Here is a 24,176-nt window from a genome sequence, read left to right on the forward strand (position 1 = left end):
AGGGGGCGATGACCGGGGCGTGCGTCTCGTTGACCACGGACTACGGGCTCACCGACGGGTTCGTGGCGGCCTGCCACGGGGTGCTCGCCCGGCTCGCGCCGGCCGTCCGGGTGATCGACGTGACGCACCTGGTGCCACCGGCCGACGTCCGCCGGGGCGCGGCGGTGCTCGCGCAGACCGTGCCGTACCTGCCGGTCGGGGTGCACGTGGCGGTGGTCGACCCGGGGGTCGGCACCGAGCGGCGCGGGGTCGCGCTGGCCACGCCCGCCGGGCTGCTGGTCGGGCCGGACAACGGGCTGCTCCTGCCGGCCGCGACGGCGCTCGGCGGAGTGACCGACGCGGTGGAGCTGACCAACCCGGAGTGGCTCGCGCCCACGGTGTCCCGCACCTTCCACGGGCGGGACGTGTTCGTGCCGGTGGCGGCCCGGCTGGCGAGCGGCGCGCCGCTCGCCGAGGCCGGACCGGCCGTGGAGCCGGGCACGCTGGTCCGGCTGCCGGCACCGCTGGTACGCGCCGAGCCCGGCGGCCTCAGCGCCGAGGTGCTGACCGTGGACCACTTCGGCAACGTCCAGCTCGCCGCGCCCGGCCCGCTGCTCGACGCCCTGCCGTCCCGGGTGCTGGTGAACGGGCGCGAGGCCGTGCACGGCCGCACGTTCGGCGACGCCCCGCCCGGCGCCCTGGTGGTCTACGTCGACTCGGCCGCCCAGGTGGCCATCGCGGTGAACACCGGCCGAGCGGCCGACACCCTCCGAGCCACCCCCGGCGACGTGCTCACCATCACCACCGCCACCCCCCTCCGCCGCGATCTTGCAGTTGATGCCCCGTCATAAGGGGCGAAAGCCTCGGAAGGAGGGCCGAAACTGCAAGATCGGCGAGGGTTGGCGGGGCCCTGTCAGCAGCGGGGGACGGTGCCGCCGTGGACCGAGGACAGGTACGCGTGGCTGACGTAGGTGCCGCCGACCAGGCGGTACCACCGCGTCGTGGTGCGGTACGTGCCGGCGATGCGCTGGCCGGTCAGGTAGCACTGGACCGGCACCTGGGCGGACGTGGCGGCCAGGCCCCGGCTGGGATAGGTCGTGCTCGCGCCGGCGCGCAGGTTGAGCGGGCCGGAGCCGACCACCGCCCGCGCCCCGCCGCCGGTCCAGAGCAGGGTCACGTCGACCCACGCGTTGTCGGTGAGCCGCAGCCCGTCCCAGAACGTGCCGTCGGCCAGGTCGAGGCCGGCCGGGTTGCGCACGGTGCGCCCGAACTGGTCCCGTCCGCCGTGGTAGCCGTTCTGGTAGGCGGCCTGCGCCTCGGGTGTCCCCTGCGGCAGGTCCTTCCAGTTCTCCCGGACGGCCGGCGGGTTCCACCAGTCGTCACGGGTGTTCCACGGGCCGACGTCCCAGACCGGCGCGTACTCGCAGCGGCTGCCGCTGGTGGTGCAGACCTTGACCGTGTAGTCGCCGGTCCCGCGCGGGGAGAGGCCGCGCCGGGTGGGCAGCGCCGCGAAGTGGTCCCGGGCGGCGACGGTGTGCCCGTTGGCGGTGACGCCGCCGACGAGGCCGATCCGGGTCGCGTACACCCGGTAGGTGCGCGCGGCGGCCGTCGGCGCCGCGGTGGTGGCGACCCGGTCGGCGCTGAGCGTCAGCCCGGTCACGGCGGCCTCCGCCGTGGCGTCCGGGGTGGTCAGCACGACGCGGGTCTGCACCCGGGTGACCGGCTGGTCGAAGACCGCCTCGGCGGCGTCGCGCCACTCGGTCCAGCGGCCGGAGCGCCAGCCGCGCACCTGGGCGGTGGCCGTGCCGCCGTCGCGGGTGCGGGCGGCGAGCCGGGCGCGGACCCGGGTGGCGGGCCGGTCCAGCGCGCGCGGCGCGGAGAGCAGGATGCCCTCGGCGACCGGCCCGGCCGCGGCGGCGGGTCGGGTGCGCGGGGTGGGGCGGGGGTCGGCGAGTCGCAGGCGGCCGGACCGCCAGGCGACGTTGACGTCGTCGCCGCCGCCGACGGCGAGGTCGGCGGACCAGTGTTCGGCGGCGTCCGACGGTGCGGCGGGCGCCGGTGGCGCGGCCGACGCGGGGGTGCCGGGCACGCCGGCGGTGAGGGTGAGCAGGGCGGTCAGGGCGACCAGGATACGGCGGGCACGGGCCATGTGATTCTCCTCAGAACCCCCTGATCCTCGCCGTCGGACGGATGAATGGGAACATAGGTGCAAATAGCGAAACATGCGAATTTCGCTCGGTCGGGGAGAATGGTGGCGTGCCCGAAGGTGACACCGTCTGGAACACCGCCCGCGTCCTGGAACGCGCGCTGGCCGGGGCCCGGCTGACCGGGTCGGACTTCCGCGTGCCGCAGCTCGCCACCACCGACCTGACCGGCTGGACCGTCCGCGAGTCGGCCAGCCGGGGCAAGCACCTGCTGCTGCGCCTGCGCGACCCCGACGCGGCGGACCGGACGCTGCACTCGCACCTGCGGATGGACGGCGCGTGGCGGGCGTACGCGCCGGGCGAGCGGTGGACGGCCCGGCCGGCGCACCTGATCCGGGTGGTGCTCCGCTCCCCCGGCGCGGTCGCGGTCGGCTACCACCTGCACGAGCTGGCGCTGATCCCGACCGCCGAGGAGGGCTCGCTGGTCGGGCACCTCGGCCCGGACCTGCTCGGCGCCGACTGGGACCCGGACGAGGCGGTCCGCCGGCTGGCCGCGCACCCCGACGCCACCATCGGCGAGGCGCTGCTCGACCAGCGCAACCTGGCCGGGGTGGGCAACCTCTACAAGTGCGAGGTGCTCTTCCTGCGCGGGGTGTCGCCGTGGACGCCGGTGCGGTCGGTGCCGGACCTGGCCGGCACGGTCGCGCTGGCCCAGCGCCTGCTCGCGGCCAACCGGGGCCGCTGGACGCAGAGCACCACCGGGGTGCTGCGCCGAGGCGGGACCAGCTACGTCTACGGCCGGCGGGCGCAGCCGTGCCGGCGCTGCGGCACCGCGATCCGCAAGGAGGAGCTGGGCGAACGGGTCACCTACTGGTGCCCGGTCTGCCAGCCGGAACGCGAGTGACGTGGAACTTCCACGAACCGTCGAAGATCCCCCGAGATACGGACGATTGGGTACTTCCCTCTCAGCCCTCCGAGGTCGCATGCTGCGGTGGACCGCTCACCGATCGTCAGCAGCGCGTACGCCCGCCACGCCGCGGTGCCGGCCGGCGCGCCCCGATCCCGGGGAGAGCCATGGTGCTGTTCCGCAGACTCCGGTCCGGCCGGCCGGACCGGGCCGACGTCGCCGAGGAGACCGGGCCCACCGTCCCCGGCGCCCGCACCGCCGACGAGTCGACCGTCGCGCCGGCCAGCCTGGACCCGGCCGCCGTGCCGCGCCTGTTCGGCCCGGTGCCGAACGCCGCCGGCAGCCCGCTGCCCGCGCTCGACCCGGACGGCCGGACGGTGCCCGGCACCGGCATCCGCAAGTTCGTCGACCCGCTGCCGCTGCCCGGCCGGCCGGCCACCGACGGGCTCGGCGCCCGGCTGCCGGTCGCCACGCCGGACACCATCACCTGGCCGGGCTGCGACTACTACGAGATCGGCCTGCAGGAGTACGCCCAGCGCCTGCACCGGGACCTGCCGGCCACCCGGCTGCGCGGCTACCGGCAACTCAACCTCGGCACCGACGCGGCCGGCCACAACACGGTGAGCCCGCCCGACCGGCCCTGGCACCTCGGCCCGATGATCGTGGCCCGGCGGGGCCGACCGGTACGGATCAAGTTCATCAACCAGCTCCCCACCGGTCGGGCCGGCGAGCTGTTCCTACCGGTCGACGAGACGGTCGACGGGGCCGGCCCCGGCCCGCTGGACGGTCCCGCGCCCTATCCGCAGAACCGGGCGGTGCCGCACCTGGCCGGGGCGCGGACCGGCTGGATCAGCGCCGGCAACCCGTGGCAGTGGGTGACGCCGGCCGGCGAGATCACCCCGTACCCGGTCGGGGTGGGTGTGACGCCGGTGCCGGACATGCCGGCCCCCGGCGCGGGCGCCACCACGCTCTACTTCCCGAACGACCAGAGCGGGCGGCTGATGTGGCTGCACGACAACACGCTCGGCCTGTCCCGGCTCACCGTCTACTCCGGGCAGCTCGCCCTCTACCTGCTCACCGACCCGGCCGAGGAGCGGCTGGTGGACGACGGCGTGCTCCCCGCCGACCAGCTCCCGCTGGTGATCGAGGACAAGACGTTCGTACCCGACGACACCCAGCTCGCCGCGCAGGACCCGACCTGGGACCGGGACCGCTGGGGCGCCAAGGGCAGCCTCTGGCACCCGCACGTCTACCAGCCCCGGCAGAACCCGTACCGGCTCAGCGGCACCAACCCGACCGGCCGCTGGGACTACGGCCCGTGGGCCCACGACCCGGACGGCGGCGCGAGTCCCTGGGTCGCCCCGGTGCCGAACCCGCACCACGACCCGGTCACCGACCCGGACGAGCCACCGCTGGTCCCCGGCGTGCCGCACCCGTCGGCGGTGCCCGAGGCGTACGGGGACACCCCGCTGGTCAACGGCGTGGCGTACCCGTACCTGGAGGTCACTCCACGGGCCTACCGGTTCCGGATCCTGAACGCCTGCGCCGACCGGGCGCTCAACCTCCAGCTCTACCGGGCCGCCTCGGACGCGCCGATGTGGGCGCCGGACGGCGGGCCGGGTGATCCGCTGGCCGGCGAGGTGCCGATGGTCGAGGCGGTCCGGGCCCCCGGCCGGCCGCCGTGCTGGCCGGTCGACGGGCGTGACGGCGGTGTGCCCGACCCGGCCGCCGCCGGCCCGGAGCTGATCCGGATCGGCAACGAGGGCGGCCTGCTGCCGACCCCGGTGGTGCTGGCCAACCGGCCGGTCGACTACCGGTACGACCGGCAGGACCCGACCGTGCTCAACGTGGACGGACACGCGCTGCTGCTCGCCCCCGGCGAGCGTGCGGACGTGGTGGTGGACTTCTCCACCGTCGCGCCGGGCACCACGCTGATCCTCTACAACGACTGCCCGGCGCCGTTGCCCCGGTTCGACCCGCGCCACGACCACCACACCGGCGCCCCGGACCGCACCGCCTCGGGCGGCCTGCCGCCGGCGCGCCCCGGCTACGGCCCGAACACCCGCACGCTGCTCCAGATCCGGGTCGCCGGCACCCCGGCACCCCGGTACGACGTGCCGCGCCTCGCCGCCCGCCTGCCCGGCGCGTACGCGCGGAGCCAGCCGCCGCCGATCGTGCCGCAACCGGCGTACGACCCGGCGTTCGGCACCCGCACCGCCGGTCCGACCCTGGTCCCGGCGCGGGCCACCTCGGTCACGTTCACCCCGGCCGGCGCGTCCGCCCCGGTCACGCTGCCGCTGTCGGTGAAGTCGGTCGGGCAGGTGTTCGAGCCCCGGCACGGCCGGCTGGTGGGGCGGCTCGGCGTCGGTCACCCGGTCGGCGGTCCGCTCGCCCCGGCCGTCCTGCCGCTCGGCCCGGGCGAGCCGGCCACCGAGGTGCTGTTCGTGACCGACCCGGCGGTGCCGGTGGGCGCGCCGGGCGACGGCACCCAGCTCTGGCGGATCGTCGGCGCCGCGGACCGCACCCACCCGGTGCACGTGGAGGGCTGCGACGTGCAGTTGGTCAACCGGGTCGGCTGGGACGGCACGCTCCGCCCGCCGGACGACGACGAGCTGGGCTGGAAGGACACCGTCCGGGTCAACCCCGGGGAGGACGTGGTCGTGGCGCTGCGGCCCGTCCCGCCCAGCCTGCCGTTCCGCATCGGCGACAGCGTACGGCTGCTCGACCCGACCCGGCCAGCCGGCGCGCGGCTGGACGCCGGTGGCGTCAGCCCGGTCGACGGCCGCCCCACCGTGGTGGTCAACCAACTGGTCAACCTGGGTTGGGAGTACCGCTGGCAGACCCGCTCGGCCGGGCTGCGCGACCAGGGCATGAGCCGACCGCTGGTGCTGCGGGTGACGCCCCGGGCGCCGACCGGGCTGACCGCGACCCCGGTGCCCGGCTCGGCCACCGCGCTGCCCGCCATCGCGCTGACCTGGACCGGCAACGGCAGCCGCCCACCGGCCACCAGCCACCGGCTGCAACGCGCCACCGACAGTGCCTTCACCACCGGCCTCACCGAGATCACCGTGGCCGCCGCCGCCACCCGCTACACGGACGCCACGGTCACCCCCGGCGTCACCTACCACTACCGGATCCGGGCCGAGAACGCGGCGAGCTGCTCGGTCTGGTCGAACAGCGCGCCGGCCTCGGTGCTGCTCGCCGCGCCGGCCCGGCTGACCGCGGCGGTGCCGCCGGCCGCGCCGGCCCGGGTGGCGCTGCGCTGGACCAACCACTCCTTCGCTACCGGGGTGGACGTGCAACGGGCCACGAACCCGACGTTCACCAGCGGGCCGGGCACCACGGCGATCGCCGTCGGCGAGAGCCACCTGGACCCGGCGGTCGCCCCGGACACCACCTACTACTACCGGGTACGCACGACGTACCTGGGCGCGGCGTCACCCTGGTCGACGGTGGCCACGGTGAGCGTCCCGCCCCGCCCGGCCGGGCCCACCGGCTTGGCCGCCACCGCCGGCACGCCGTCGGCGGACACCGCCACGGTCACGCTGAGCTGGTCGGCCGAGACGCCGGCCGGGCCGGGCGGCGGGTTCGTCGTGCAGCGGGCCGCCGACGCGGGCTTCACCCGGGAGCCGGCCACGTTCCGGGTGACCGGCCGCGGCTTCACCAACACCGGCCTGGCCCGCGGCGCCACCTACCACTACCGGGTACGCGCGACGAACGTCGTCGGCACCTCCCCTTGGACCCCGCCGCTCCCCGTCACCACCCCGGGCTGACCGGGCCCGCGCACATCGGCGTCGATCTGCGTGATCCGCGCGCCCCCGGTCCGACCGAAGGCGCGTCTGTCCAAGCCCAGCCGCGCCCGATCGGGCCAAACCACGCCGGGCCGGGCCGGGGCCGGGGGCCGGGGCCGGGGGCCGGGGCCGTGGGCCGGGCCGGGGCCGTGGGCCGGGCCGGGGCCGTGGGCCGGGCCGTGGGCCGGGCCGGGGCCGTGGGCCGGGGGCCGTGGGCCGTGGGCCGGGCCGCACGTGGCCAGACCGGGCCACGCCGGGATACGCCGGATCGGGACCGGACCACGCCGAGTCACGTCGAGTCCGGTCGGGGAGAGGCCGATTCGCGCCGTGATACGCCGAGTCGCGCCAGGTGGCGCCGGCGGGTCGAGTCAGAGGACGACATCACTGCCGAGCGATATACCTGAAAGTCATAATTATGCCTCTGAGGTATATCGCTCTTTCCCGTACCGTCTTTGAGTCGGCGTCACGGACGGTAGCGGTTACGCGTGGCAAGCCATTCGGCCAGGACCTCTGCCGGTAGCGGCAGACCTAGGGATCGGCGCAACATCGGCGCGGAGCAACGACGGCCGGGCGGGATCGCGACGGGCCGGGAGCCGGCACGGGCCGGGAGCCGGCACGGAGGCGGCGGGCCGGGAGCCGGCACGGAGGCGGTGGGCCGGGAGCCGGCACGGAGGCGGTGGGCCGGCACGAAGGCGGCGGGCCGGTGGGTGGACGGGCGCGGGCGGTCAGGGGGTGCGGAGCGGGGTGCGCAGTTCGGCCAGGGCGTCGGCGACGCCGTGCAACAGGTCGGTGGCCTCGGTGAGCCGGGCGGCGGCCGGGTGCGCGGTGTTCGGGCGGGCGTCCTCGGCCACGTAGCCGGCGGCGGCCACCACCAGCCGCTCGTAGGCGGCCACGCCCTCCTCCAGTTGCGCGACGAGCGTCGCGTGCACCTCGGCGAGCGGGCCCTGCGGGGCCAGCTTCACCGCGCCCTCGACGCTCGCCACCCGGGTGGCCAGCTCGCGGAGGGAACGGTCCGCCTCGGCCGCCTCCCGCACCGCCGGCTCGGCCAACCCGGTCAACCGACCGGCCATCCCGGCGAGGGTGAGCGCGGCCCGGTCCAGCCGGGCCCACGGGTCGGCCGCGGCGGTGCCGCGCAGCGCGAGGCGGGAGCGGACCCGACGGACCTCGGCGAGGACACCCGGACCGACGGGCAGCCGCTCGACGGCGGCGACCAGCCGGGCACGGGAGCGGGCGGCAGCCTCGGCCGGGTCGAGCGCCGGCGGGGCCGGCACGGCGGCGAGGGCCCGGTGGTCGGCCCAGCGCCAGACGGCGACCGCGATCGCGCTGCCCGCGGCGCCGGCCCAGGCCGCGTCCGGCAGGCCCAGCCCGGCGTACGGGGTGAGCACCGCGGCGGCGCCGCCGAGCCCACCGGCCAGCACGCTCCAACGTCGGGCCGAACGCCGCAGCCTGCCCAGCCGCCGGAAGTGTCGCGCTCGCTCGTCCGCCATGGCTCTCCTCGTCCGTCAGCCGGTGGTGGTCTCCCCGGTGCCGCGCTCGCGGCTCATGCTGGCCCGGATCTCGTCCAGTCGGGCGGCGGCCGCCGGGTCGGTCGACTGCTGCCCCACCGCGGGGCGCTCCTGCCGGCCGCCGAGCTGGTCGCCGGCCATGCTCGACCGGATCTGTTCCAGTCTGGCCGACCCGGCCGAGTCGAGCGTCGCCTTCTGGATTTCCAGCATCCGGCCCTCGACCGAGTTGCCGGCCAGCTCGGCCCGGCCCATCGCGGTGGCGTAGCGGCGTTCGATCCGGTCGCGGACCTCGTCCAGCGACGGGGTGCTGGCCGGCGCGGTGAGCGACGACATCGACTCCAGCGAGCGGGCCACGCTCTCCTGCATCTTGGCCTGCTCGAGCTGGCTGAGCAGCTTGGTGCGCTCGGCGAGCTTCTGCTGGAGGATCATCGAGTTGTTCTCGACCGCCTTGCGGGCCTGCGCGGCCGCGCCGAGGGCCTGGTCGTGCAGTGTCTTGAGGTCCTCCAGCGCCTGCTCGCCGGAGACGAGTTGGGTGGCGAGCATCTGGGCGGACTGCTCGTAGCGCCCGGCCTCGGTCTCGTCACCCTTCGCCCGGGCCTGGTCGGCCAGCGCGAGCGCCTGCCGCGCGTTGCCCTGGAGCTGCTCCACCTCGGTGATCTGCCGGGACAGCTTCATCTCGAGCTGACGCTGGTTGCCGATCACCGCCGCCGCCTGCTGCACCAGCGCCTGGTGCTGCCGCTGCGCCTCCTCGACCGCCTGCTGGATCTGCACCTTCGGATCGGCGTGCTCGTCGATCTTCGCCCCGAAGAGCGCCATCAGGTACTTCCAACCCTTGACGAACGGGTTCGCCATCTCCGCCTCGTCCCCTCAGTAGCGTCGCGCCTACATCGTCCCAGTCGGACGCCACTCCGGCACCCGTACGACCCTGATCAACACTACGACGCGAGCGCCACTGGCGACCATGCGCGAGCCGACGGGTCAGGCGGCGCAGACCACGTCCCGCTCGGCGGGGCGCACCCGGGTGCTGCGCAGCGTCGCCTTGAGCGGCGAGTCCTGCCGGACCTGGACGGCCACCGCGCCGTCGGAGGTGACCTGCCGGACCCCCCGGTTGGTCGCCTTGCGCACGGCGGGCGGAGCCACCGGCGTCGACTCGACCGGCTCGTCGACCACCGGCACCAGCACGCCCGGCATCTGCTCGGCCAGGGCGACCGTGTCGCTCACCTCGCGCAGCAGCTCGGACAGGCGGGCGCCGAGCGCGTCGCAGATCGCCGCCAGCAGCTCGCTGGACGGCTCCTTCTGACCGCGCTCGATCTCGGAGAGGTAGCCGAGGCTGACGTTGGCGGCGGACGAGACCTCGCGGAGGGTGCGGTGCTGCCCCTGCCGGCGCGCCCGCAGTGCGTCACCGATCACCCGGCGTAGCAGGACCATCGCACCTCCCCCTGAAACGGGTCACCATGCCCGACCGAGAGCGCCGGAGCCTTCCCGCAACCGTACCCGTTGACCGCCACGACGACATCCCACCCCGCCTGTCCAATCCCGCCGAACCGGCCGCCGCCACGCGCCCGCGGTCGGGCGTGTCGACGCCGGGCGGCGGTCATCGCCGGCCGGTGCCCGCCGGGTCGGCGGGCGACGCGTCGTGGGCCGCCTGGATCCGCTCGGCGAGCAGGCGCAGCGCCTCGGTCACCGCGGCGGTGCGGATGCGGTCGCGACCGCCGTCGAGGTCGAGCCGGCGCACCTCGGCGCCGGCCGGGCCGGCGACCGCCACGTAGACCAGCCCCACCGGCTTGCCGTCCTGCGGTTCCGGGCCGGCCACCCCGGTGGTGGCCAGCCCCCAGTCCGCGCCGCAGCGCCGCCGCCCGCCCTCGGCGAGCGCGACCGCCACGTCCGGGTCCACCGGGCCGCGCGCGGCCAGCAGGTTCTCGGGTACGCCGGCCAGCGTGGCCTTGAGTTCGGTGGCGTAGACCACGAACCCGCCCCGGTAGATCGAGCTGACGCCGGCGATCTCCACGACCGCGGCGGCGAGCAGGCCACCGGTCAGCGACTCGACCGTGGCCAGCGTCTCGCCGCGGTCGTGCAGGCGGTGCACCACGGAGGCCGCCGGGCTGCCGGCGGGCCGCTGGTGTCTCGCGTCGGTGTCCTCCATGACCGCCCCTTCTTCCCGCGTCGCGCCGGCTTACCCGCCGGCTGACCGGATCAACGCGCGGGACGGCGCAGCCGCAGCGCCTGGGCCACGTAGTCGAAGCCGGTGGCCACGGTGACCAGCACGGCGGCCCCCATGATCCAGGGGCCGACCGGGGCCAGCGCGGCCGGCATCGGCCAGAGGTACCAGGTGATCGCCAGGATCTGCAGCGCCGTCTTGATCTTGCCGCCCCGGCTGGCCGCGATCACCCCGTGCCGGATCACCCAGAAGCGCAGCGCGGTGATGCCCAGCTCCCGGGCCAGGATCACCACGGTCACCCACCAGGGCAGCCGGTCGTACCAGGAGAGCAGCACCAGCGCGGCGCCGGTGAGCGCCTTGTCGGCGATCGGGTCGGCGACCTTGCCCAGCGAGGTGACCAGCTCGAACCGGCGGGCGATCCACCCGTCGACCAGGTCGGTGGCGGAGGCCACCACGAAGATCAGGCAGGCCGCCATCCGCCAGCCGGCGTGGCTCATCCCGGACGCGACCACGGTCACCGCGAACACCGGCACCAGCACCAGCCGCGCCGCGGTCAGCAGGTTCGCCGCGTTGAGCAGCGGCACGGGGGCCGCCACCGTCGACTCCGCCCCGGTCATGTCCGGCATCGCCCCACGTGGCTTCCCCGCTCCGTCCGGGCCCGCCGTCACCGTGTCGCGCCGGGCGCCGCCGAGATCATCTCATCCGGCACGGCGACCAGGTCGACACCCTCGGTGGCCGTGACCCGGGCCCGGACCAGGTCGCCCGGGCGCAGCGCGGCCAGGTCGACCCCGCCGCCGTCCGGCGCGACAAGCGTGGTCGAGCCGTCGACCTCGGGCGCCTGGTGGGCGGCCCGGCCCTCGACCACCCCGTCGGCGACCGAGTCCACCAGCACCTCCACGGTCGAGCCGAGCCGGTCCTCGGCCCGCTGCGAGCACAGCTCGTCGGCGAGCGCGTTGAGCCTGTCGTAGCGCCGCTTGACCGTGCCGGCGGAGATCTTGCCGGGCAGCCCGGCGGCCTCGGTGCCGTCCTCGTCGCTGTAGTCGAACATGCCGATCGCGTCCAGCCGCGCCTCGGTCAGGAACCGGACCAGCTCGGCCACGTCCTGCTTCGTCTCGCCGGGGAAGCCGACGATGAAGTTGCTCCGGGCCCCCGCCTCCGGCGCCAGTGCGCGGGCCGAGGCCAGCAGCTCCAGGAACCGGTCGGTGGAGCCGAAGCGGCGCATCCGGCGCAGCACCGGCTCGCTGGAGTGCTGGAACGACAGGTCGAAGTAGGCGGCCACGCCGGGCGTGGTGGCGATCACCTCGACCAGGCCGGGCCGGGTCTCGGCGGGCTGGAGGTAGCTGGCCCGCACCCGGACGATCCCGTCGATGGCGGCGAGCTGCGGCAGCAGCTTCTCCAGCGCACGCGGGTCGCCCAGGTCCTTGCCGTAGGAGGTGGAGTTCTCGCTGACCAGCACCAGCTCGCGGACGCCGGTCTTGGCCAGCCACTCCGCCTCGGCGAGCAGCTCGTCCGGGGTACGCGAGACGAACGCCCCACGGAACGCCGGGATGGCGCAGAACGCGCACCGCCGGTCGCAGCCGCTGGCCAGCTTCAGCGAGGCCACCGGGCCGGTGTCCAGCCGGTGTCGCAGCACCTGCCGCAGGTGCGCCGGGGTGTGCGCGTCGGTCTCCGGCGCGACCCGGGTCGGGGTGCCGTGGCCGGGCAGCGACACCGCCGCCTCGCGGCGCTTCACCGGGGTCAGCGGGAGCAGTTCACGCCGGTCGCGTGGGGTGTGCGCGTCGATCGCCTCGCCGGCCACCACCGCATCGAGGCGGGCCGCGATGTCCGGGTAGTCGTCGAAGCTCAGCACCGCCTGCGCCTCGGGGAGACTGTCGGCCAGCTCACGCCCGTACCGCTCGGCCATGCAGCCGGCGGCGACCACCTTGGCGCCGGTGTCGGCGGCGGCCAGCAGCGTCTGGATCGAGTCCTGCTTGGCCTTCTCCACGAAACCGCAGGTGTTCACCACCACCACGTCGGCGCCCTCGCCGTCGGTGGTCACCTGCCAACCGTCGGCGTGCAGCCGGGCGGCCAACTCCTCCGAGTCGACCTCGTTGCGGGCGCAGCCCAGGGTCAGCAGGGCGACCCGGCGGGAGGAAGTATCAGACACCATCCGAGGGTACAGGTGTAAGGAAGGGCCCCTGCTTAACGCCTGCGGTAGAGAAGGTGCCCCCGCTCACCGCGCCGGGGTGAGCGCGCGCGCCAGGCGGTCCAGCAGGAACACCTCGGTGCCCGCCAGGCCGGTGGAGCAGAACACCGAGATCTGGTCCGCGCCGGTCCGACCGGGGACCGCGCCGGCCAGCACCGCGCCCAGGTCGCGCAGCCGCCCGGCGTACGGCTCGACGGCGGCGAGCATCGGCGGCGCGTACGCGGCGGCCTGCCCCGGCGAGTCGGTGACCAGCAGGTCGGCGGCGTCGAGCAGGTCGGTGCCGAACTCGTGCCGGTCGACCTGCTTGAAGCCGACGGTGTTGACGTGCGTGCCCGGGGCCAGGTCGGCGGCGGCCAGCACCGGGGCGGTGCTGGTGGTGGCGAGCACCACGAGATCCCGGTCACGCACCGCGGCGGCGGCCGAGCCGACGGCGCGGGCCGGCACGCCCAGCTCGGCCCGGACCCGGGCGGCGAACGCCTCCCGCCGGGCGGCCGAACGGCTGTGCACGGTCACCTCGCGCAGCGGCCGGACCGCCGCCGCGGCCCAGACCTGGGTCCACGCCTGCCGGCCGGAACCCACCACGCCGAGCGTGGCGGCGTCCGGACGGGCCAGCGCGTCCACGGCCACGCCGCCCAGTCCCCCGGTACGCCGCGAGCCCAGCTCCTCGCCGACCGCGATGGCGCGTACCGCGCCGGTGGTGGCGTCGTGCAGCACGACCAGTTGCCCGCTCTCCGGGTGCCCGAACGTGTCGTACGAGCGGAAGCCGTACCACTCGCCGGTGAGGTGGCCGGCGGTGAGCACCATCCGCCCGCCGCCGAGCGGGGCGGACGCCCGGGGCGGGGCGATCAGCCGCCCCTGGTGCGCGGCGAGCAGCGCGTCCCGCATGGCGGCGACGGTGAGCGGGGCGTCCACGGCCGCCGCGACGTCCTCGTCGGAGAAGAGCACGGTCATGACCCCATCGTGCAACCTGAAGTTCACGTCAACTCCAGCCATGGTGGGCTTTCTCACCCCGCCCCCGGTTCCGCCCGCCCGGTGCTAGCGTCGGGCACGACGGCCCGCGGCCGTCCCGGACGAGTGGTGGGCGTACCCGGTCAGGCACGACGCCCCGCGGAAACGACCACCGCCCGGTGCGACCCGCCGGGCCCGCCCGTCAGAGGTGAATCGTCATGGCCTGGATCGTGCTGGTGCTCTCCGGACTGCTGGAAACCGCGTGGGCGATCGCCCTGGACCGCAGCGCCGGCTTCACCCGCCCCCTCCCCTCCGCCGTCTTCGGCGTCACCCTGGTCGGCAGCATGGCCGGCCTGGCGTACGCGCTGCGCGACATCCCGGTCGGCACCGGCTACGCGGTGTGGGTCGGGATCGGCGCGGTGGGCACCGCGCTGGTCGGCATGCTCGCCCTGGGCGAGCCGGCGAACCTGCCCCGGATCGCCTGCCTGCTGCTGGTGGTGGCCGGTGTGGTGGGCCTGAAGGTCTTCCACTGATCGATGCCCCATCCGGTTTGGACGGTGTGCCGACCGGGGTAGGTGATCCGCAGCTCACCGAGAGAGATCACCCCACGGAGGAACCCATGGCCGACGTCCACGCCACCGCCCGCCCGCGCAGCAACGCCGCCCGGATCTGCACCATCATCGGGTTCGTCTTCGCGGCCATCGCCATCTTCGTGCCGTTCCTCGGCCTGGTCGGCCTGATCCTCGGCATCGTCGGCGCGGTGCTCGGCGACAAGCCGCTCGGCTGGTACGCCGCCGCGGCCAGCGTCGCCGGCGCCGTCCTCGGCTACCTCCTCGCCGTCGCGATCCTGAACGGCTGACGCGCACCGCCAGCACGACGGGGGGCCCGCCGGATCACCGGCGGGCCCCCCGTCACGTGCGCCGGGCTACTCCTCGCCGCCGCGCAGGCCGGCCAGGACCTCCTCCAGCTCGTCCGGCTTGACCAGCACGTCGCGGGCCTTGGAGCCCTCGGACGGGCCGACCACGCCCCGCGTCTCCATCAGGTCCATCAGCCGGCCCGCCTTGGCGAAGCCGACCCGCAGCTTGCGCTGGAGCATCGAGGTCGAGCCGAACTGCGAGGTGACCACCAGCTCGACCGCCTGCACGAGCAGGTCCAGGTCGTCGCCGATGTCCTCGTCGATCTTCTTCTTGCTGTCCTGCGCCGGGGCGAGCACGTCCGGGCGGAACTCCGGCTCGCGCTGGTCCTTGCAGAACTTGACCACGTCGGCGATCTCGCGCTCGGTCACCCAGGCACCCTGGATCCGCACCGGCTTCGACGCGCCCATCGGCAGGAACAGGCCGTCGCCGCGGCCGAGCAGCTTCTCCGCGCCCGGCTGGTCGAGGATGACCCGGGAGTCGGCCAGCGACGAGGTGGCGAACGCCAGCCGGGACGGCACGTTCGCCTTGATCAGGCCGGTGACCACGTCCACCGACGGCCGCTGGGTGGCCAGCACCAGGTGGATGCCGGCGGCGCGGGCGAGCTGGGTGATCCTGACGACCGAGTCCTCCACGTCGCGCGGCGCGACCATCATCAGGTCGGCCAGCTCGTCCACGATCACCAGCAGGTAGGGGTAGGGGCGCATCTCCCGCTCACTGCCCGGCGGGGCCTTGATCTCGCCGTTGCGCACCTTGCGGTTGAAGTCGTCGATGTGTCGGACCCCGTTGGCGGCGAGGTCGTCGTAGCGCATGTCCATCTCGCGCACGACCCACTCCAGCGAGTCGGCCGCCTTCTTCGGGTTGGTGACGATCGGCGTGACCAGGTGCGGAACTCCCTCGTAGCTGGTCAGTTCCACCCGCTTCGGATCCACCAGTAGAAGCCGCACTTCATCGGGAGTCGCTCGGGTGAGGATCGATACCAGGAGTGAGTTGAGCAGGCTCGAATTATGGGTCGGGATCAGAGTCCTACCGGCCAGGAACAGATGGCTGGGGCTGTCCACCTCGATACAGCGCACTGCCACGGAGGACACCGGCCGGACGTCGACGATGTATCGCCTCATCGTGCTGGAACGAATCTGCGTAACCTGGCGGCTGGCCTTCCGCGTGAGCCGGAACACCTTGTCCGGCGGCGTGAAGTGGATCCGGTAACAGGTCGAGGTCGCCAGGGACCGACCCTTGACCAACTTGGTGGTCATGGTCGCTTGGTATCCGAGGCCCAGAATCAACTCAAGCGCGTCTTGTGCGAGCCGTTCGGACGTCAGAGCCAACTCCACCCCACCGCGCTTCGACACCGTGCCATCCGTGTCCAGGAGCCCGGCGAGCAGTGCCCGCCTCTGGGTCTCAGACCCACGCTGATAGGCGAGGGGGATGTGCTTGTCGCCGAGCTCCCGGAACATGGCCCGCATCGTGCGGTACGGCATGACAGGCGCCGAGCGCTCCGGACCGGACGGAGCTGCATCGCAGCACAACCCTGCCTTGCGGGCAAGGTAGACCGCAGTGTTGGAGACACCGGCCTGACGAGCAGCCTTCGGCCCGCTCATGCCCTGCTCCACCAGCCGCAGAGCCGCCAGGATGCGATGCGCACGTTCCTGCCGGTTGGAGATGGTGTAGAGAAGCTCGCTGGCAGGTTGCTTGAGGACCTCATAGCCCTCCGACCTGATCCCGTCGAGGATCTCCTCGTCCGCGCTCGTGATGCTGGCGGCTCCGGTAGTCCCGTCCCCTAACCAGCAGCCCAGCGTGTATGGCGCGATAGGCAGCTCCACCTCGGGGCAGACCAACGGCTGGGCGACATCAATGGCATGGTTCGTCCACTCACCACGAGGACCGACGCGGAGGCTCTCGGCAATCTGTCGGGTCGTCACCGGTGCCGCGTCGTGGACTTGACGGCTGGTAGAACGACCGGGAGCGAGAACCTGCTGGGACAGCGACCCGTACATGCGGTGGCGGGAGTAGGTCTTCACCCAGCGAGTGAGCTGGCGGCCACCGCGCTCATACGGGCGACGGGCCAAGCGCGCTTCGGTCGGTATCGATCGCAACGCCTGATAGAGGACGTTACGGAACTGCGCACCCAGGTCCGAGACCACCTCGCCGCTGGACGTCGGCCGGTCCGGTTCGCCCAGTACTTCCTCAACCCGACGGGCCACCAGGTCGCGGTCGTCCTCCGCCCAGTAGCTGCCGTTCTTCCACCGATGCTTGCGCTGAGTACGGCCGGCCCGTGTCGTCGTACGCCACTGGTGCTCCGCGTCCGCCACTATGACGGTTCCGTCGGAGAACTCCACCTCGTAGCACGGCCGTCCGTGCATGACTGGCGTCGCCGCGACCACGTTGCAGGGCCGGCCCAGCTCGTCGAACACCTGGTCGCCCACGCGCAGGTCCGCCATCGTCGACCAGCCCGTGGGCGTGACGATCGGAGTGTCGAGGGCCAGGGCCTTGCCGGCCCCGGTTGCACCCGCCACCAGGATGTGCGGCATCTTCGCCAGGTTGGCCACCACGTAGCCGCCCTCGATGTCCTTGCCGAGCGCCACCACCATCGGGTGGTGGTCGCTGGTCGCGGCGCGCGAGCGCAGCACGTCGCCGAGCGAGACGTTCTCCGGGTCGGTGTTCGGGATCTCCACGCCGACCGCGCTCTTGCCCGGGATCGGGCTGAGGATCCGCACGTCCGGCGACTTCACCGCGTACGCGATGTTGCGGGAGAGCTGGGTGATCCGCTCGACCTTGACGCCCGGTCCCAGCTCGACCTCGTAGCGGGTGACGGTCGGGCCACGGGTGAAGCCGGTGACCGCGGCGTCCACGTCGAACTGCTCGAAGACGCCGGTCAGCGCCGCGATCACCTCGTCGTTGGCCTTGCTGCGGGTCTTCGGCGCGGCCCCGCTGCCCAGCAGGTTGGCGGGCGGCAGCGTGTAGTCGCCGGCCAGCCCGGTCAGCGCGAGCTGCTCGGCGCGGGTGGGCAGCGGCGAGTGCTCCGGCGGCTCGACCGGCTTGCGGTTCGCCGGCACCTTGGGCATCTTGCGCGGCAGCACGATGGTTTCCTGCAGGTCGACGCCGGCCAGCTCGTCGTCCGGGTCCAACCCCGGCGGGTCCATCGGCGGCGGGAGCCGCTTCGCCGGTCGCCGGCGCGCCGGCTTCGGCGGCGCCTCGACCTCGGCGGGCTCCTCCTCGGCGAGGCCGGGGTCGGCCGGGTCGGCCCGCAGGCCGAGCCGCTCCGGGATCCGGTTGATCGGGGTGGCGGTGACCACCAGCAGGCCGAACACCAGCAGCAGGACCAGCAGCGGCATGGCCACCCAGGCGGTCACCGCCGACTTGAGCAGGTCGCCCACGCCGGCACCGACCAGGCCCCCGGCGTAGTCGCGCTGGACCTCGTCGACCGGGTTCTGCCCGATGTGCAGCATCGCGGCGGTGGCCAGCAGCATCGAACCCCAGCCGACCAGTCCGCGCCCGCGGTGCTCCGGGTCGACCGGGGTGCGCATCAGCCGCCAGGCGCCGACCATCAGCAGCACCGGCAGCACGATCGAGATCGCCCCGACGAACAGGCGCACGGTGTCGGCCAGGTGCCGGCCCACCGGCCCGGCGCCACCGCCCCAGATGCCCACCGCGGCGAGGATGGCCAGCCCGAACAGCAGCAGGCCGGCGCCGTCGCGGCGGTGCTCCGGGTCCAGCTCCCGGGTGGACGCGGCCTGCCGGCCGGCGGCCCGGAACGCCCACCCGACCGAGTGCGCCAGCCCCATCCACAGCGCGTTGACCGCGCCGCCGACGAACGCCGCCGGGCTCGGCCCCCGCGCCGGTCGCCGCCGGACGGGCTTGCGCGCCGCCTTCTTCGCCGGTTGCCGGGCACGGTTGTTCGTGGAGCCACGTGACGACGCGCCGCGCCGCCGGCTCGCCTGAGAGGTACGGCCCGCCATAGAGTCACGGTAACGGCGGTACCCGGCGGAACGCCGCTTTTCCGGGTCGTGTCCGCGTGTCACAGCACGGATCGGACCGTCGTTTGTGTTATTCGCCTCAGAAGGGATGCCCGATGGCGTCGCCGGAGATCGAGGACGGTCCGGACGGTCCGCTGACCGGGCACCCGCGGGCGCTGCGACCGCTGACCGGTGAGCTGATCGCCGCCGTGCTGACCCACCGGGGCTACGCGGTGGTCGCCGAGCCCGACGGCGCCCTGGTCGGCCGCTGGGAGCGGAACCTGATCTGGTTCCACCGGCGGGGCGCGACCGGCGAGCTGCTCCAGGTCCGCACCGTCGCCGCGCCCCGGTTCGGCATCGACCGGGTGCCCGAGCTGCACGCGTTCTGCAACACCTGGAACCACGACCGGCTCTGGCCCAAGGCCTATGTGCACGTCGCCGACGACGGGGCCGCCCAGGTCTGCGGCGAGGTCACCACCGACCTGGAACGCGGGGTGACCCCGCACCAGCTCGACCGGCTGGTCGACTGTGGCGTCACCACCGGCTGCCAGCTCGCCGACGCCGTCGCCGAGCTGCCAGGCGGGTCGGTCCGGTGACCACCGCCCGCGACCGGGGGCTGGCCGCCGCGCTCGCCGACGCCCGGGACCGGCCCGACGGCGAGGAGCGCTGCGCCGAGCTGGAGCGCATCGCGGTACGCGCCGACGCGACCGGCGATCCGCGTACCGCCGTGTCGGCCCGGTTCGCGCTGGTCGAGGCGTACCTGCACCTGGGTGAGCGGTGGCGGACCGTGGAGGCGGTCCGGCACCTGCGGGCCACGCTGGCCCGGCACCCCGGGCTGCTCGACGCCCACCCCGACGAGCTGACCCGGCTGCGCCGGCACCAACGGCAGGCGGTCGAGGCGCTGTTCGGCACCCCCCGGGTGGGGCTGGACCAGGCGCGTGCCCTGCTGGACACGCTCGCCGAGGAGCTGGGCCCGGACGCCGGGCCGGTCGCCGAGCTGCGCTGCCGGCTCGCCGACCACCTCGGCGACGAGCCGACCGCCCGGCGCGCGTACGCGGGGTGGACGGCGGGCGACCCGGCGGACCCGGTGGGCGGGTGTCCGGGCTGCGCCCCGGCACGGCGGGCCGAGCTGCTGGCCGGCTGGGGCGAGCCGGAGGCGGCCCTGACGGTGCTGGCCACCGCCGACCCGGCGGGCTGCACCGACCAGCCCGAACGGTCGCTCGCCACCGGGCTTCTCCCCTGGCTGCGCACCGGGGCGGTGGAGGACGCGGCGCGGGCCCACGTGCGCGCGTACCGCCGGCACCGCCGGGAGCGCACCGCGTTCCCGCTGCTCGCCGCGCACCTGCGGTTCTGCGCGCTGGGCGGATACCTGCACCGCGGGCTGGAGTTGCTGACCGAGCAACTGCCCCGGCTCGACCACCCGGCCGACGACCTGTCCGCGATGGAGTTCGCCGCGGCCGGCGCGCTGCTCTGCGGGCTGGCCGCCGAGGCCGGTCTCGGCGGGCGGCGGATCCACCGCCCCGGGCACGGCCCCCGCCCGGCGGCCGAGGTGGACGTGGCCACGCTCGGGGCGCAGTTGCAGGCGCTGGCGACCGCGCTGGCCGGCAGCTTCGACGCCCGCAACGGCACGGGCCACCAGTCCGGGCGGATCGCCTCCTGGCTGGCCGAACGCCCGCTGGCCGGGCCGGTGTCGCTGGCCGCCGAGAGCGACTTCGACGACGAGCCGGCGGTCGAGGCGGCCGAACCCGGCCCGCCCGACCCGGACGAGCCGGCCCCGCTCGACCCGGCGCTGCTCACCGCCGCGCTGGACGCGCGGGGCGAGGCGTACACGGTGGAGCCGGACGGCACGCTGGTCGGGCGGTGGGGCGAGGCGACGATCCAGTTCCGCCGGCTCGGCCGGCACGGCGACGTACTGCACGCCCGGGTGGTGGCGGCCCGCCGGCTGCCGGCCGACCGCCGCGCCGAGGCGTACGCGTTCTGCAACGTCTGGAACCACGACCGGCTGCTGCCCGCCGCCTACGTGCACGAGGCCGACGACGGGACGCTGGTGCTGGCCGCCGGCATCACCACGGACCTGTCCTGCGGCGTCGCCCCGACCCAGCTCACCGTGCTGGTGGCCGCCGCGATCCGCACCGGCACGGCGTACGCCGACGCGGTCGCCGCGCTGCCCTGACCCCACGCGGCGCGGCCCCCGACCACCGGGCGGTGGGGATCGGGGGCCGCGGTCCGTGGGCCGGCGGTGGCGGTCAGCGGGCGGAGAACGCCAGCGTGTACTCGCCGGAGCCGGCCAGGCCGACGACCCGGTAGCGGTAGGCGCCGGCCGGGGTGTCGGCGGTCAGCTTCGCCATGCCGTCGGCGTTGTCGGCGCGGGCCACGGTGCGGAACGTGCCGCCGGTGAAGCGCTGCAGCTCCAGCACCACGCGGGCGCCGTCCGGGGCGACGACGCAGGCCTCCTGCGTACCGCCGGCCACCCGGAAGAAGCGGCCGTCCGGCTGCGTGGCGGCGCGGCCGGCGGCGATCCGGGCGGTGCGGCTCACCTGGCCGGTGCACTCGCTGGCGTCGGCGGGCGGGGCGGTCTCGCCGCCACCGGGCGGCACGCTGGCCGGCGGGGCGGTCTCGCCGCCACCGGCGGGCGGCTCCGCGGGCGCCTGCTGGCCGCCGGCGGTGACCAGGGTCAGGTTGTTGCGCTGGAGGATCTCGTTGACCGGCTGGAAGAACGTGACGCCGCCCCGGGTGCAGTCGCCGGAGCCGCCCGAGGTCACGCCCTGCGCCTGGTCGCCGGAGAGCCACGCGCCACCGGAGTCGCCCGGCTCGGCGCAGACGTCGGTACGGGTCAGCCCGGTGACCGTCCCCTCCGGATAGTTGACCGTGGCGTTCTTGGCCTGCACCACGCCGCACCGGGTGCCGGTGGTGGAGCCGGAGCGGCAGATCGAAGCGCCCACCGGGGCCTCGGTGGAGCCGTTCACCGGCACCGTTCCACCGTTGAAGTCGTTGACCACGCCCTGCGGCGTCCAGTCGCCGTTGACCTCGACCACGCCCCAGTCGTCACCGGGGAACGACGAGGCCGAGAACGTGCCCTGGGCGACCCGGTTCGACCCCGTGGTCCGGTCCCCCGGCCGGCCGCAGTGCCCGGCGGTGACGAAGCCGCCGATCACCGAGAAGCCGACCGAGCAGCGGCCGGCGTTGTTGATGAAGTAGGCGTCGCCGCCCCGCACGTCGAAGAGCGGCCGGGGGGCCTCGTCGGCGGTCCGCACCCGCACCGGGCCGGTGCCCGTGCCACCGGCGGCGGCGAACCGGCGGCCGGCCGCCTCCGCGCCGGGGCGGGCGACCACCACCACGGAGTTGGTCGCCACGTCGACGTACCAGCCGGCGATGTCCGGGCTGGCGTCGGCGCCGGCGGCGTCCAGCCGGCTCTTGACCGCGTCCAGCTCGGCCACCGGGCGCGCGACCCGTTTCGGCACCGCGCCGGCCGCCTTCACCCGCGCCTCGGCGGCCGGGTCGGCCACCGCCACGTTGAGCGTGGCGCCGTCGGCGCTGAGCCAGCTCCCGCCGTAGTCGGCGCCGAGTTCGGTGCGCAGCCTGGTGACCGTGCCGGCCGCCCACCGTTCGGTCTTCAGCCGGCGGGCCGCCTGGTCACGGGTGAGCGAGAGGTCACGGCCGAGCGCGTCCAGGACCTCCGGGGCGACGCCGTCGGCCGCCGGCGCGGCCCGTCGGGGTTCCTCACCGGCGAACGACGGCAGCGTCACCGCCGCCGTCAGTCCGGCCGCCGCCACCACGACGCCGATGGCTGTCATCCGTCTGCGGTCCATCCGCCACGCTCCTCCCGACCGGCGCGGGGGCACGCCGGTCGACCGGGAGTACGGAGACGTCCGCCGATCGGTTGAACGGCGGCGCGGGGTTTCGACGCAGCGTGTCGGAGCGTACCCGGAACGCGACGGCGCCGGCCCACCGCGGACGGTGGACCGGCGCGCGAGCCTGTCGGGTCAGACCTCGACGACGGTCGGGACGATCATCGGACGGCGGCGGTACGCGTCGTTGACCCACCGACCGACCGTGCGTCGGACGATCTGCTGGAGCTGGTGCGGGTCGGTGATGCCGTCCGCGGCGGCCCGGTTGAGCGCCTCGGTGACCAGCGGCACCACCGGGTTGAACGCCTCCGGGTCCTCGGAGAAGCCCTTCGCCGACACGGTCGGGCCGGCGACCACCTTGCCGGTGACCGAGTCGACCACCACGGTGGTGGCGATGAAACCGCCGTCGCCGAGGATCCGCCGCTCGGTGAGCAGCGACTCGCTGACGTCGCCCACGGCGAGGCCGTCGACGTAGACGTAGCGGCTGCGCACGTGCCCCACCAGGCTGGCCCGGCCCTCGACCAGGTCGACCACGTCGCCGTCCTCGCAGAGCACCACCCGGTCCGGCGCGACGCCTGATTCGATGCCGAGGCGGGCGTGCGCGCGCAGGTGCCGCCACTCGCCGTGCACCGGCATCAGGTTGCTCGGCCGCACCACGTTGAGCAGGTAGAGCAGCTCGCCGGCCGGGGCGTGACCGGAGACGTGCACCTTCGCCACGTCCTTGTGCACCACCACGGCGCCGGCCCGGGCCAGCCGGTTGATCACCCGGTAGACCGAGGTCTCGTTGCCGGGGACCAGCGACGACGCCAGCACCACGGTGTCACCCGGCGCGATGGTGATGTGCCGGTGGTCGCCGCTGGCCATCCGGCCGAGCGCGCTCATCGGCTCGCCCTGCGAACCGGTGGACATCAGCACGATCTGCTCGGGCGGCAGGTTGGTGGCCTCCTCGATCCCGACCACCAGGCCGGCCGGGATGTTGAGCAGGCCCAGGTCACGGGCGATGCCCATGTTGCGGACCATGGACCGGCCGATCAGCGCCACCTTGCGGCCGTGCTCGAGCGCCGAGTCGAAGACCTGCTGCACCCGGTGCACGTGCGAGGCGAACGAGGCGACGATGATCCGCCCCTTGGCCTTCGCGAAGATCGAGTCGAGCACCGGCCCGATCTCCCGCTCCGGGGTGACGAAGCCGGGGATCTCCGCGTTGGTGGAGTCGGACAGCAGCAGGTCGACGCCCTCGGCGCCGAGCCGGGCGAAGCCGGCCAGGTCGGTGATCCGGCCGTCCAGCGGAAGCTGGTCCATCTTGAAGTCGCCGGTGTGCAGCACCAGGCCGGCCGGGGTGCGGATGGCCACCGCGAGCGCGTCCGGGATCGAGTGGTTCACCGCGAAGAACTCGCACTCGAACGGGCCGAGCCGTTCCCGGCCGCCCTCCCGCACGGTCAGCGTGTAGGGCTGGATCCGCCGCTCGGCCAGCTTCGCCTCGACCAGGGCCAGGGTGAACTGGGACCCGACGAGCGGGATGTCCGGCTTGTGGGCGAGCAGGTACGGCACCGCGCCGATGTGGTCCTCGTGGCCGTGGGTGAGCACGATCGCCTGCACGTCGGCCAGCCGGTCCAGGATCGGGCCGAAGTCGGGCAGGATCAGGTCCACGCCCGGCTGCTCGACGTCGGGGAAGAGCACCCCGCAGTCGACGATGAGCAGCTTGCCGTCGTACTCGAAGACGGTCATGTTCCGGCCGATGGCGCCGAGTCCGCCGAGCGGGATGATCCGCAGGCCGCCTTCCGGCAGCGGCGGGGGCAGCTCACCCTCGATGTGCGCCTCGGTCACGCGTCACCTCATTCTGC

17 protein-coding genes, 1 pseudogene and 1 riboswitch are annotated in these 24,176 nt (G+C 74.7%); of the genes and pseudogenes, 7 read left to right on the plus strand and 11 right to left on the minus strand.

Translation table 11 applies throughout. The annotated features are described in order from the left end of the window. Positions 1–8 precede the first annotated feature (8 nt). Positions 9–830, plus strand: coding sequence for an SAM hydrolase/SAM-dependent halogenase family protein (locus tag H1D33_RS16540; RefSeq protein WP_181572280.1), 822 nt, complete (start codon positions 9–11; stop codon positions 828–830). Between the two features lie 62 nt (positions 831–892). Here the strand turns inward: H1D33_RS16540 and H1D33_RS16545 are convergent, their stop codons facing one another. Next, the gene (locus H1D33_RS16545) at positions 893–2,128 is read right to left on the minus strand and encodes a hypothetical protein (protein ID WP_181572279.1); all 1,236 of its coding nucleotides are present in this window, start codon (positions 2,126–2,128) and stop codon (positions 893–895) included. 107 nt (positions 2,129–2,235) lie between these two features. Between H1D33_RS16545 and H1D33_RS16550 the strand changes: the two genes are divergently transcribed. Together H1D33_RS16550 and H1D33_RS16555 are read left to right on the plus strand one after the other, a co-directional pair. Next, positions 2,236–3,027, plus strand: a complete 792-nt coding sequence (locus H1D33_RS16550) for an Fpg/Nei family DNA glycosylase (protein ID WP_181572278.1) — start codon at positions 2,236–2,238, stop codon at positions 3,025–3,027. 170 nt (positions 3,028–3,197) lie between these two features. Beyond that, a complete protein-coding gene (locus H1D33_RS16555) occupies positions 3,198–6,803 on the plus strand; it encodes a fibronectin type III domain-containing protein (protein ID WP_181572277.1) in 3,606 nt (1,201 codons plus the stop codon). 743 nt (positions 6,804–7,546) lie between these two features. Here H1D33_RS16555 and pspM read toward each other — a convergent pair. From pspM to H1D33_RS16590, 7 genes are all read right to left on the minus strand, one after another. Further along, the gene (gene pspM / locus H1D33_RS16560; RefSeq protein ID WP_181572276.1) at positions 7,547–8,308 is read right to left on the minus strand and encodes a phage shock envelope stress response protein PspM; all 762 of its coding nucleotides are present in this window, start codon (positions 8,306–8,308) and stop codon (positions 7,547–7,549) included. 15 nt (positions 8,309–8,323) lie between these two features. Continuing rightward, complete coding sequence (locus tag H1D33_RS16565) at positions 8,324–9,178, minus strand: PspA/IM30 family protein (protein ID WP_181572275.1); 855 nt, start codon at positions 9,176–9,178, stop codon at positions 8,324–8,326. 126 nt (positions 9,179–9,304) lie between these two features. After that, positions 9,305–9,754 (minus strand): helix-turn-helix domain-containing protein, encoded by a 450-nt coding sequence (locus H1D33_RS16570; protein WP_181572274.1) that lies wholly within the window; start codon positions 9,752–9,754, stop codon positions 9,305–9,307. A gap of 166 nt (positions 9,755–9,920) precedes the next feature. Continuing rightward, entirely contained in the window at positions 9,921–10,469 is a 549-nt protein-coding gene (locus H1D33_RS16575) for a CinA family protein (RefSeq protein WP_181572273.1), read from the minus strand. A gap of 50 nt (positions 10,470–10,519) precedes the next feature. Next, the gene (gene pgsA / locus H1D33_RS16580) at positions 10,520–11,101 is read right to left on the minus strand and encodes a CDP-diacylglycerol--glycerol-3-phosphate 3-phosphatidyltransferase (RefSeq protein WP_181572707.1); all 582 of its coding nucleotides are present in this window, start codon (positions 11,099–11,101) and stop codon (positions 10,520–10,522) included. Between the two features lie 47 nt (positions 11,102–11,148). Beyond that, positions 11,149–12,633 (minus strand): 30S ribosomal protein S12 methylthiotransferase RimO, encoded by a 1,485-nt coding sequence (rimO, locus tag H1D33_RS16585; protein WP_181572272.1) that lies wholly within the window; start codon positions 12,631–12,633, stop codon positions 11,149–11,151. 63 nt (positions 12,634–12,696) lie between these two features. After that, positions 12,697–13,620 carry an ornithine cyclodeaminase family protein gene (locus H1D33_RS16590; RefSeq protein WP_181572271.1) on the minus strand — a complete coding sequence of 308 codons (924 nt, stop codon included), beginning with the start codon at positions 13,618–13,620 and terminating at the stop codon, positions 12,697–12,699. A gap of 95 nt (positions 13,621–13,715) precedes the next feature. Next, positions 13,716–13,779, plus strand: a riboswitch (guanidine-III (ykkC-III) riboswitch). A gap of 56 nt (positions 13,780–13,835) precedes the next feature. Here H1D33_RS16590 and H1D33_RS16595 point away from each other — a divergent pair. Continuing rightward, positions 13,836–14,150: a DMT family transporter gene (locus H1D33_RS16595; RefSeq protein ID WP_181572270.1), complete on the plus strand. Its 315-nt coding sequence runs from the start codon at positions 13,836–13,838 to the stop codon at positions 14,148–14,150. Positions 14,151–14,236: 86 nt separating this feature from the next. Next, the gene (locus H1D33_RS16600) at positions 14,237–14,476 is read left to right on the plus strand and encodes a hypothetical protein (protein WP_181572269.1); all 240 of its coding nucleotides are present in this window, start codon (positions 14,237–14,239) and stop codon (positions 14,474–14,476) included. Positions 14,477–14,560: 84 nt separating this feature from the next. Here the strand turns inward: H1D33_RS16600 and H1D33_RS30320 are convergent. Continuing rightward, a pseudogene (locus H1D33_RS30320) lies at positions 14,561–18,490 on the minus strand (DNA translocase FtsK 4TM domain-containing protein); the annotation flags it as partial. 113 nt (positions 18,491–18,603) lie between these two features. Here H1D33_RS30320 and H1D33_RS16620 point away from each other — a divergent pair. Both H1D33_RS16620 and H1D33_RS16625 read left to right on the plus strand, forming a co-directional pair. Beyond that, a complete protein-coding gene (locus H1D33_RS16620; protein ID WP_181572267.1) occupies positions 18,604–19,083 on the plus strand; it encodes a type III secretion system chaperone family protein in 480 nt (159 codons plus the stop codon). Further along, positions 19,032–20,660, plus strand: coding sequence for a YbjN domain-containing protein (locus H1D33_RS16625; RefSeq protein ID WP_414685545.1), 1,629 nt, complete (start codon positions 19,032–19,034; stop codon positions 20,658–20,660). Before H1D33_RS16620 ends, H1D33_RS16625 begins: the two co-directional genes overlap by 52 nt. A gap of 73 nt (positions 20,661–20,733) precedes the next feature. On the opposite strand, the gene H1D33_RS16630 is transcribed toward H1D33_RS16625, so the two are convergent. After that, positions 20,734–22,296: a S1 family peptidase gene (locus H1D33_RS16630; protein WP_181572265.1), complete on the minus strand. Its 1,563-nt coding sequence runs from the start codon at positions 22,294–22,296 to the stop codon at positions 20,734–20,736. Positions 22,297–22,470: 174 nt separating this feature from the next. Continuing rightward, positions 22,471–24,159, minus strand: a complete 1,689-nt coding sequence (locus H1D33_RS16635; RefSeq protein ID WP_181572264.1) for a ribonuclease J — start codon at positions 24,157–24,159, stop codon at positions 22,471–22,473. Between the last annotated feature and the right edge of the window lie 17 nt (positions 24,160–24,176).

The organism is Micromonospora ferruginea (assembly GCF_013694245.2).
Lineage (GTDB): Bacteria > Actinomycetota > Actinomycetes > Mycobacteriales > Micromonosporaceae > Micromonospora > Micromonospora robiginosa.

Excerpts from the sequence above, each read along its gene's own strand:
- H1D33_RS16540 (WP_181572280.1), top strand. The coding sequence starts at position 9 with ATGACCGGGGCGTGCGTCTCGTTGACCACGGACTACGGGCTCACCGAC.
- H1D33_RS16545 (WP_181572279.1), bottom strand. The coding sequence starts at position 2,128 with ATGGCCCGTGCCCGCCGTATCCTGGTCGCCCTGACCGCCCTGCTCACC.
- H1D33_RS16555 (WP_181572277.1), top strand. The coding sequence starts at position 3,198 with ATGGTGCTGTTCCGCAGACTCCGGTCCGGCCGGCCGGACCGGGCCGAC.
- pspM (WP_181572276.1), bottom strand. The coding sequence starts at position 8,308 with ATGGCGGACGAGCGAGCGCGACACTTCCGGCGGCTGGGCAGGCTGCGG.
- H1D33_RS16565 (WP_181572275.1), bottom strand. The coding sequence starts at position 9,178 with ATGGCGAACCCGTTCGTCAAGGGTTGGAAGTACCTGATGGCGCTCTTC.
- H1D33_RS16570 (WP_181572274.1), bottom strand. The coding sequence starts at position 9,754 with ATGGTCCTGCTACGCCGGGTGATCGGTGACGCACTGCGGGCGCGCCGG.
- H1D33_RS16575 (WP_181572273.1), bottom strand. The coding sequence starts at position 10,469 with ATGGAGGACACCGACGCGAGACACCAGCGGCCCGCCGGCAGCCCGGCG.
- pgsA (WP_181572707.1), bottom strand. The coding sequence starts at position 11,101 with ATGACCGGGGCGGAGTCGACGGTGGCGGCCCCCGTGCCGCTGCTCAAC.
- rimO (WP_181572272.1), bottom strand. The coding sequence starts at position 12,633 with ATGGTGTCTGATACTTCCTCCCGCCGGGTCGCCCTGCTGACCCTGGGC.
- H1D33_RS16590 (WP_181572271.1), bottom strand. The coding sequence starts at position 13,620 with ATGACCGTGCTCTTCTCCGACGAGGACGTCGCGGCGGCCGTGGACGCC.
- H1D33_RS16595 (WP_181572270.1), top strand. The coding sequence starts at position 13,836 with ATGGCCTGGATCGTGCTGGTGCTCTCCGGACTGCTGGAAACCGCGTGG.
- H1D33_RS16600 (WP_181572269.1), top strand. The coding sequence starts at position 14,237 with ATGGCCGACGTCCACGCCACCGCCCGCCCGCGCAGCAACGCCGCCCGG.
- H1D33_RS16620 (WP_181572267.1), top strand. The coding sequence starts at position 18,604 with ATGGCGTCGCCGGAGATCGAGGACGGTCCGGACGGTCCGCTGACCGGG.
- H1D33_RS16630 (WP_181572265.1), bottom strand. The coding sequence starts at position 22,296 with ATGGACCGCAGACGGATGACAGCCATCGGCGTCGTGGTGGCGGCGGCC.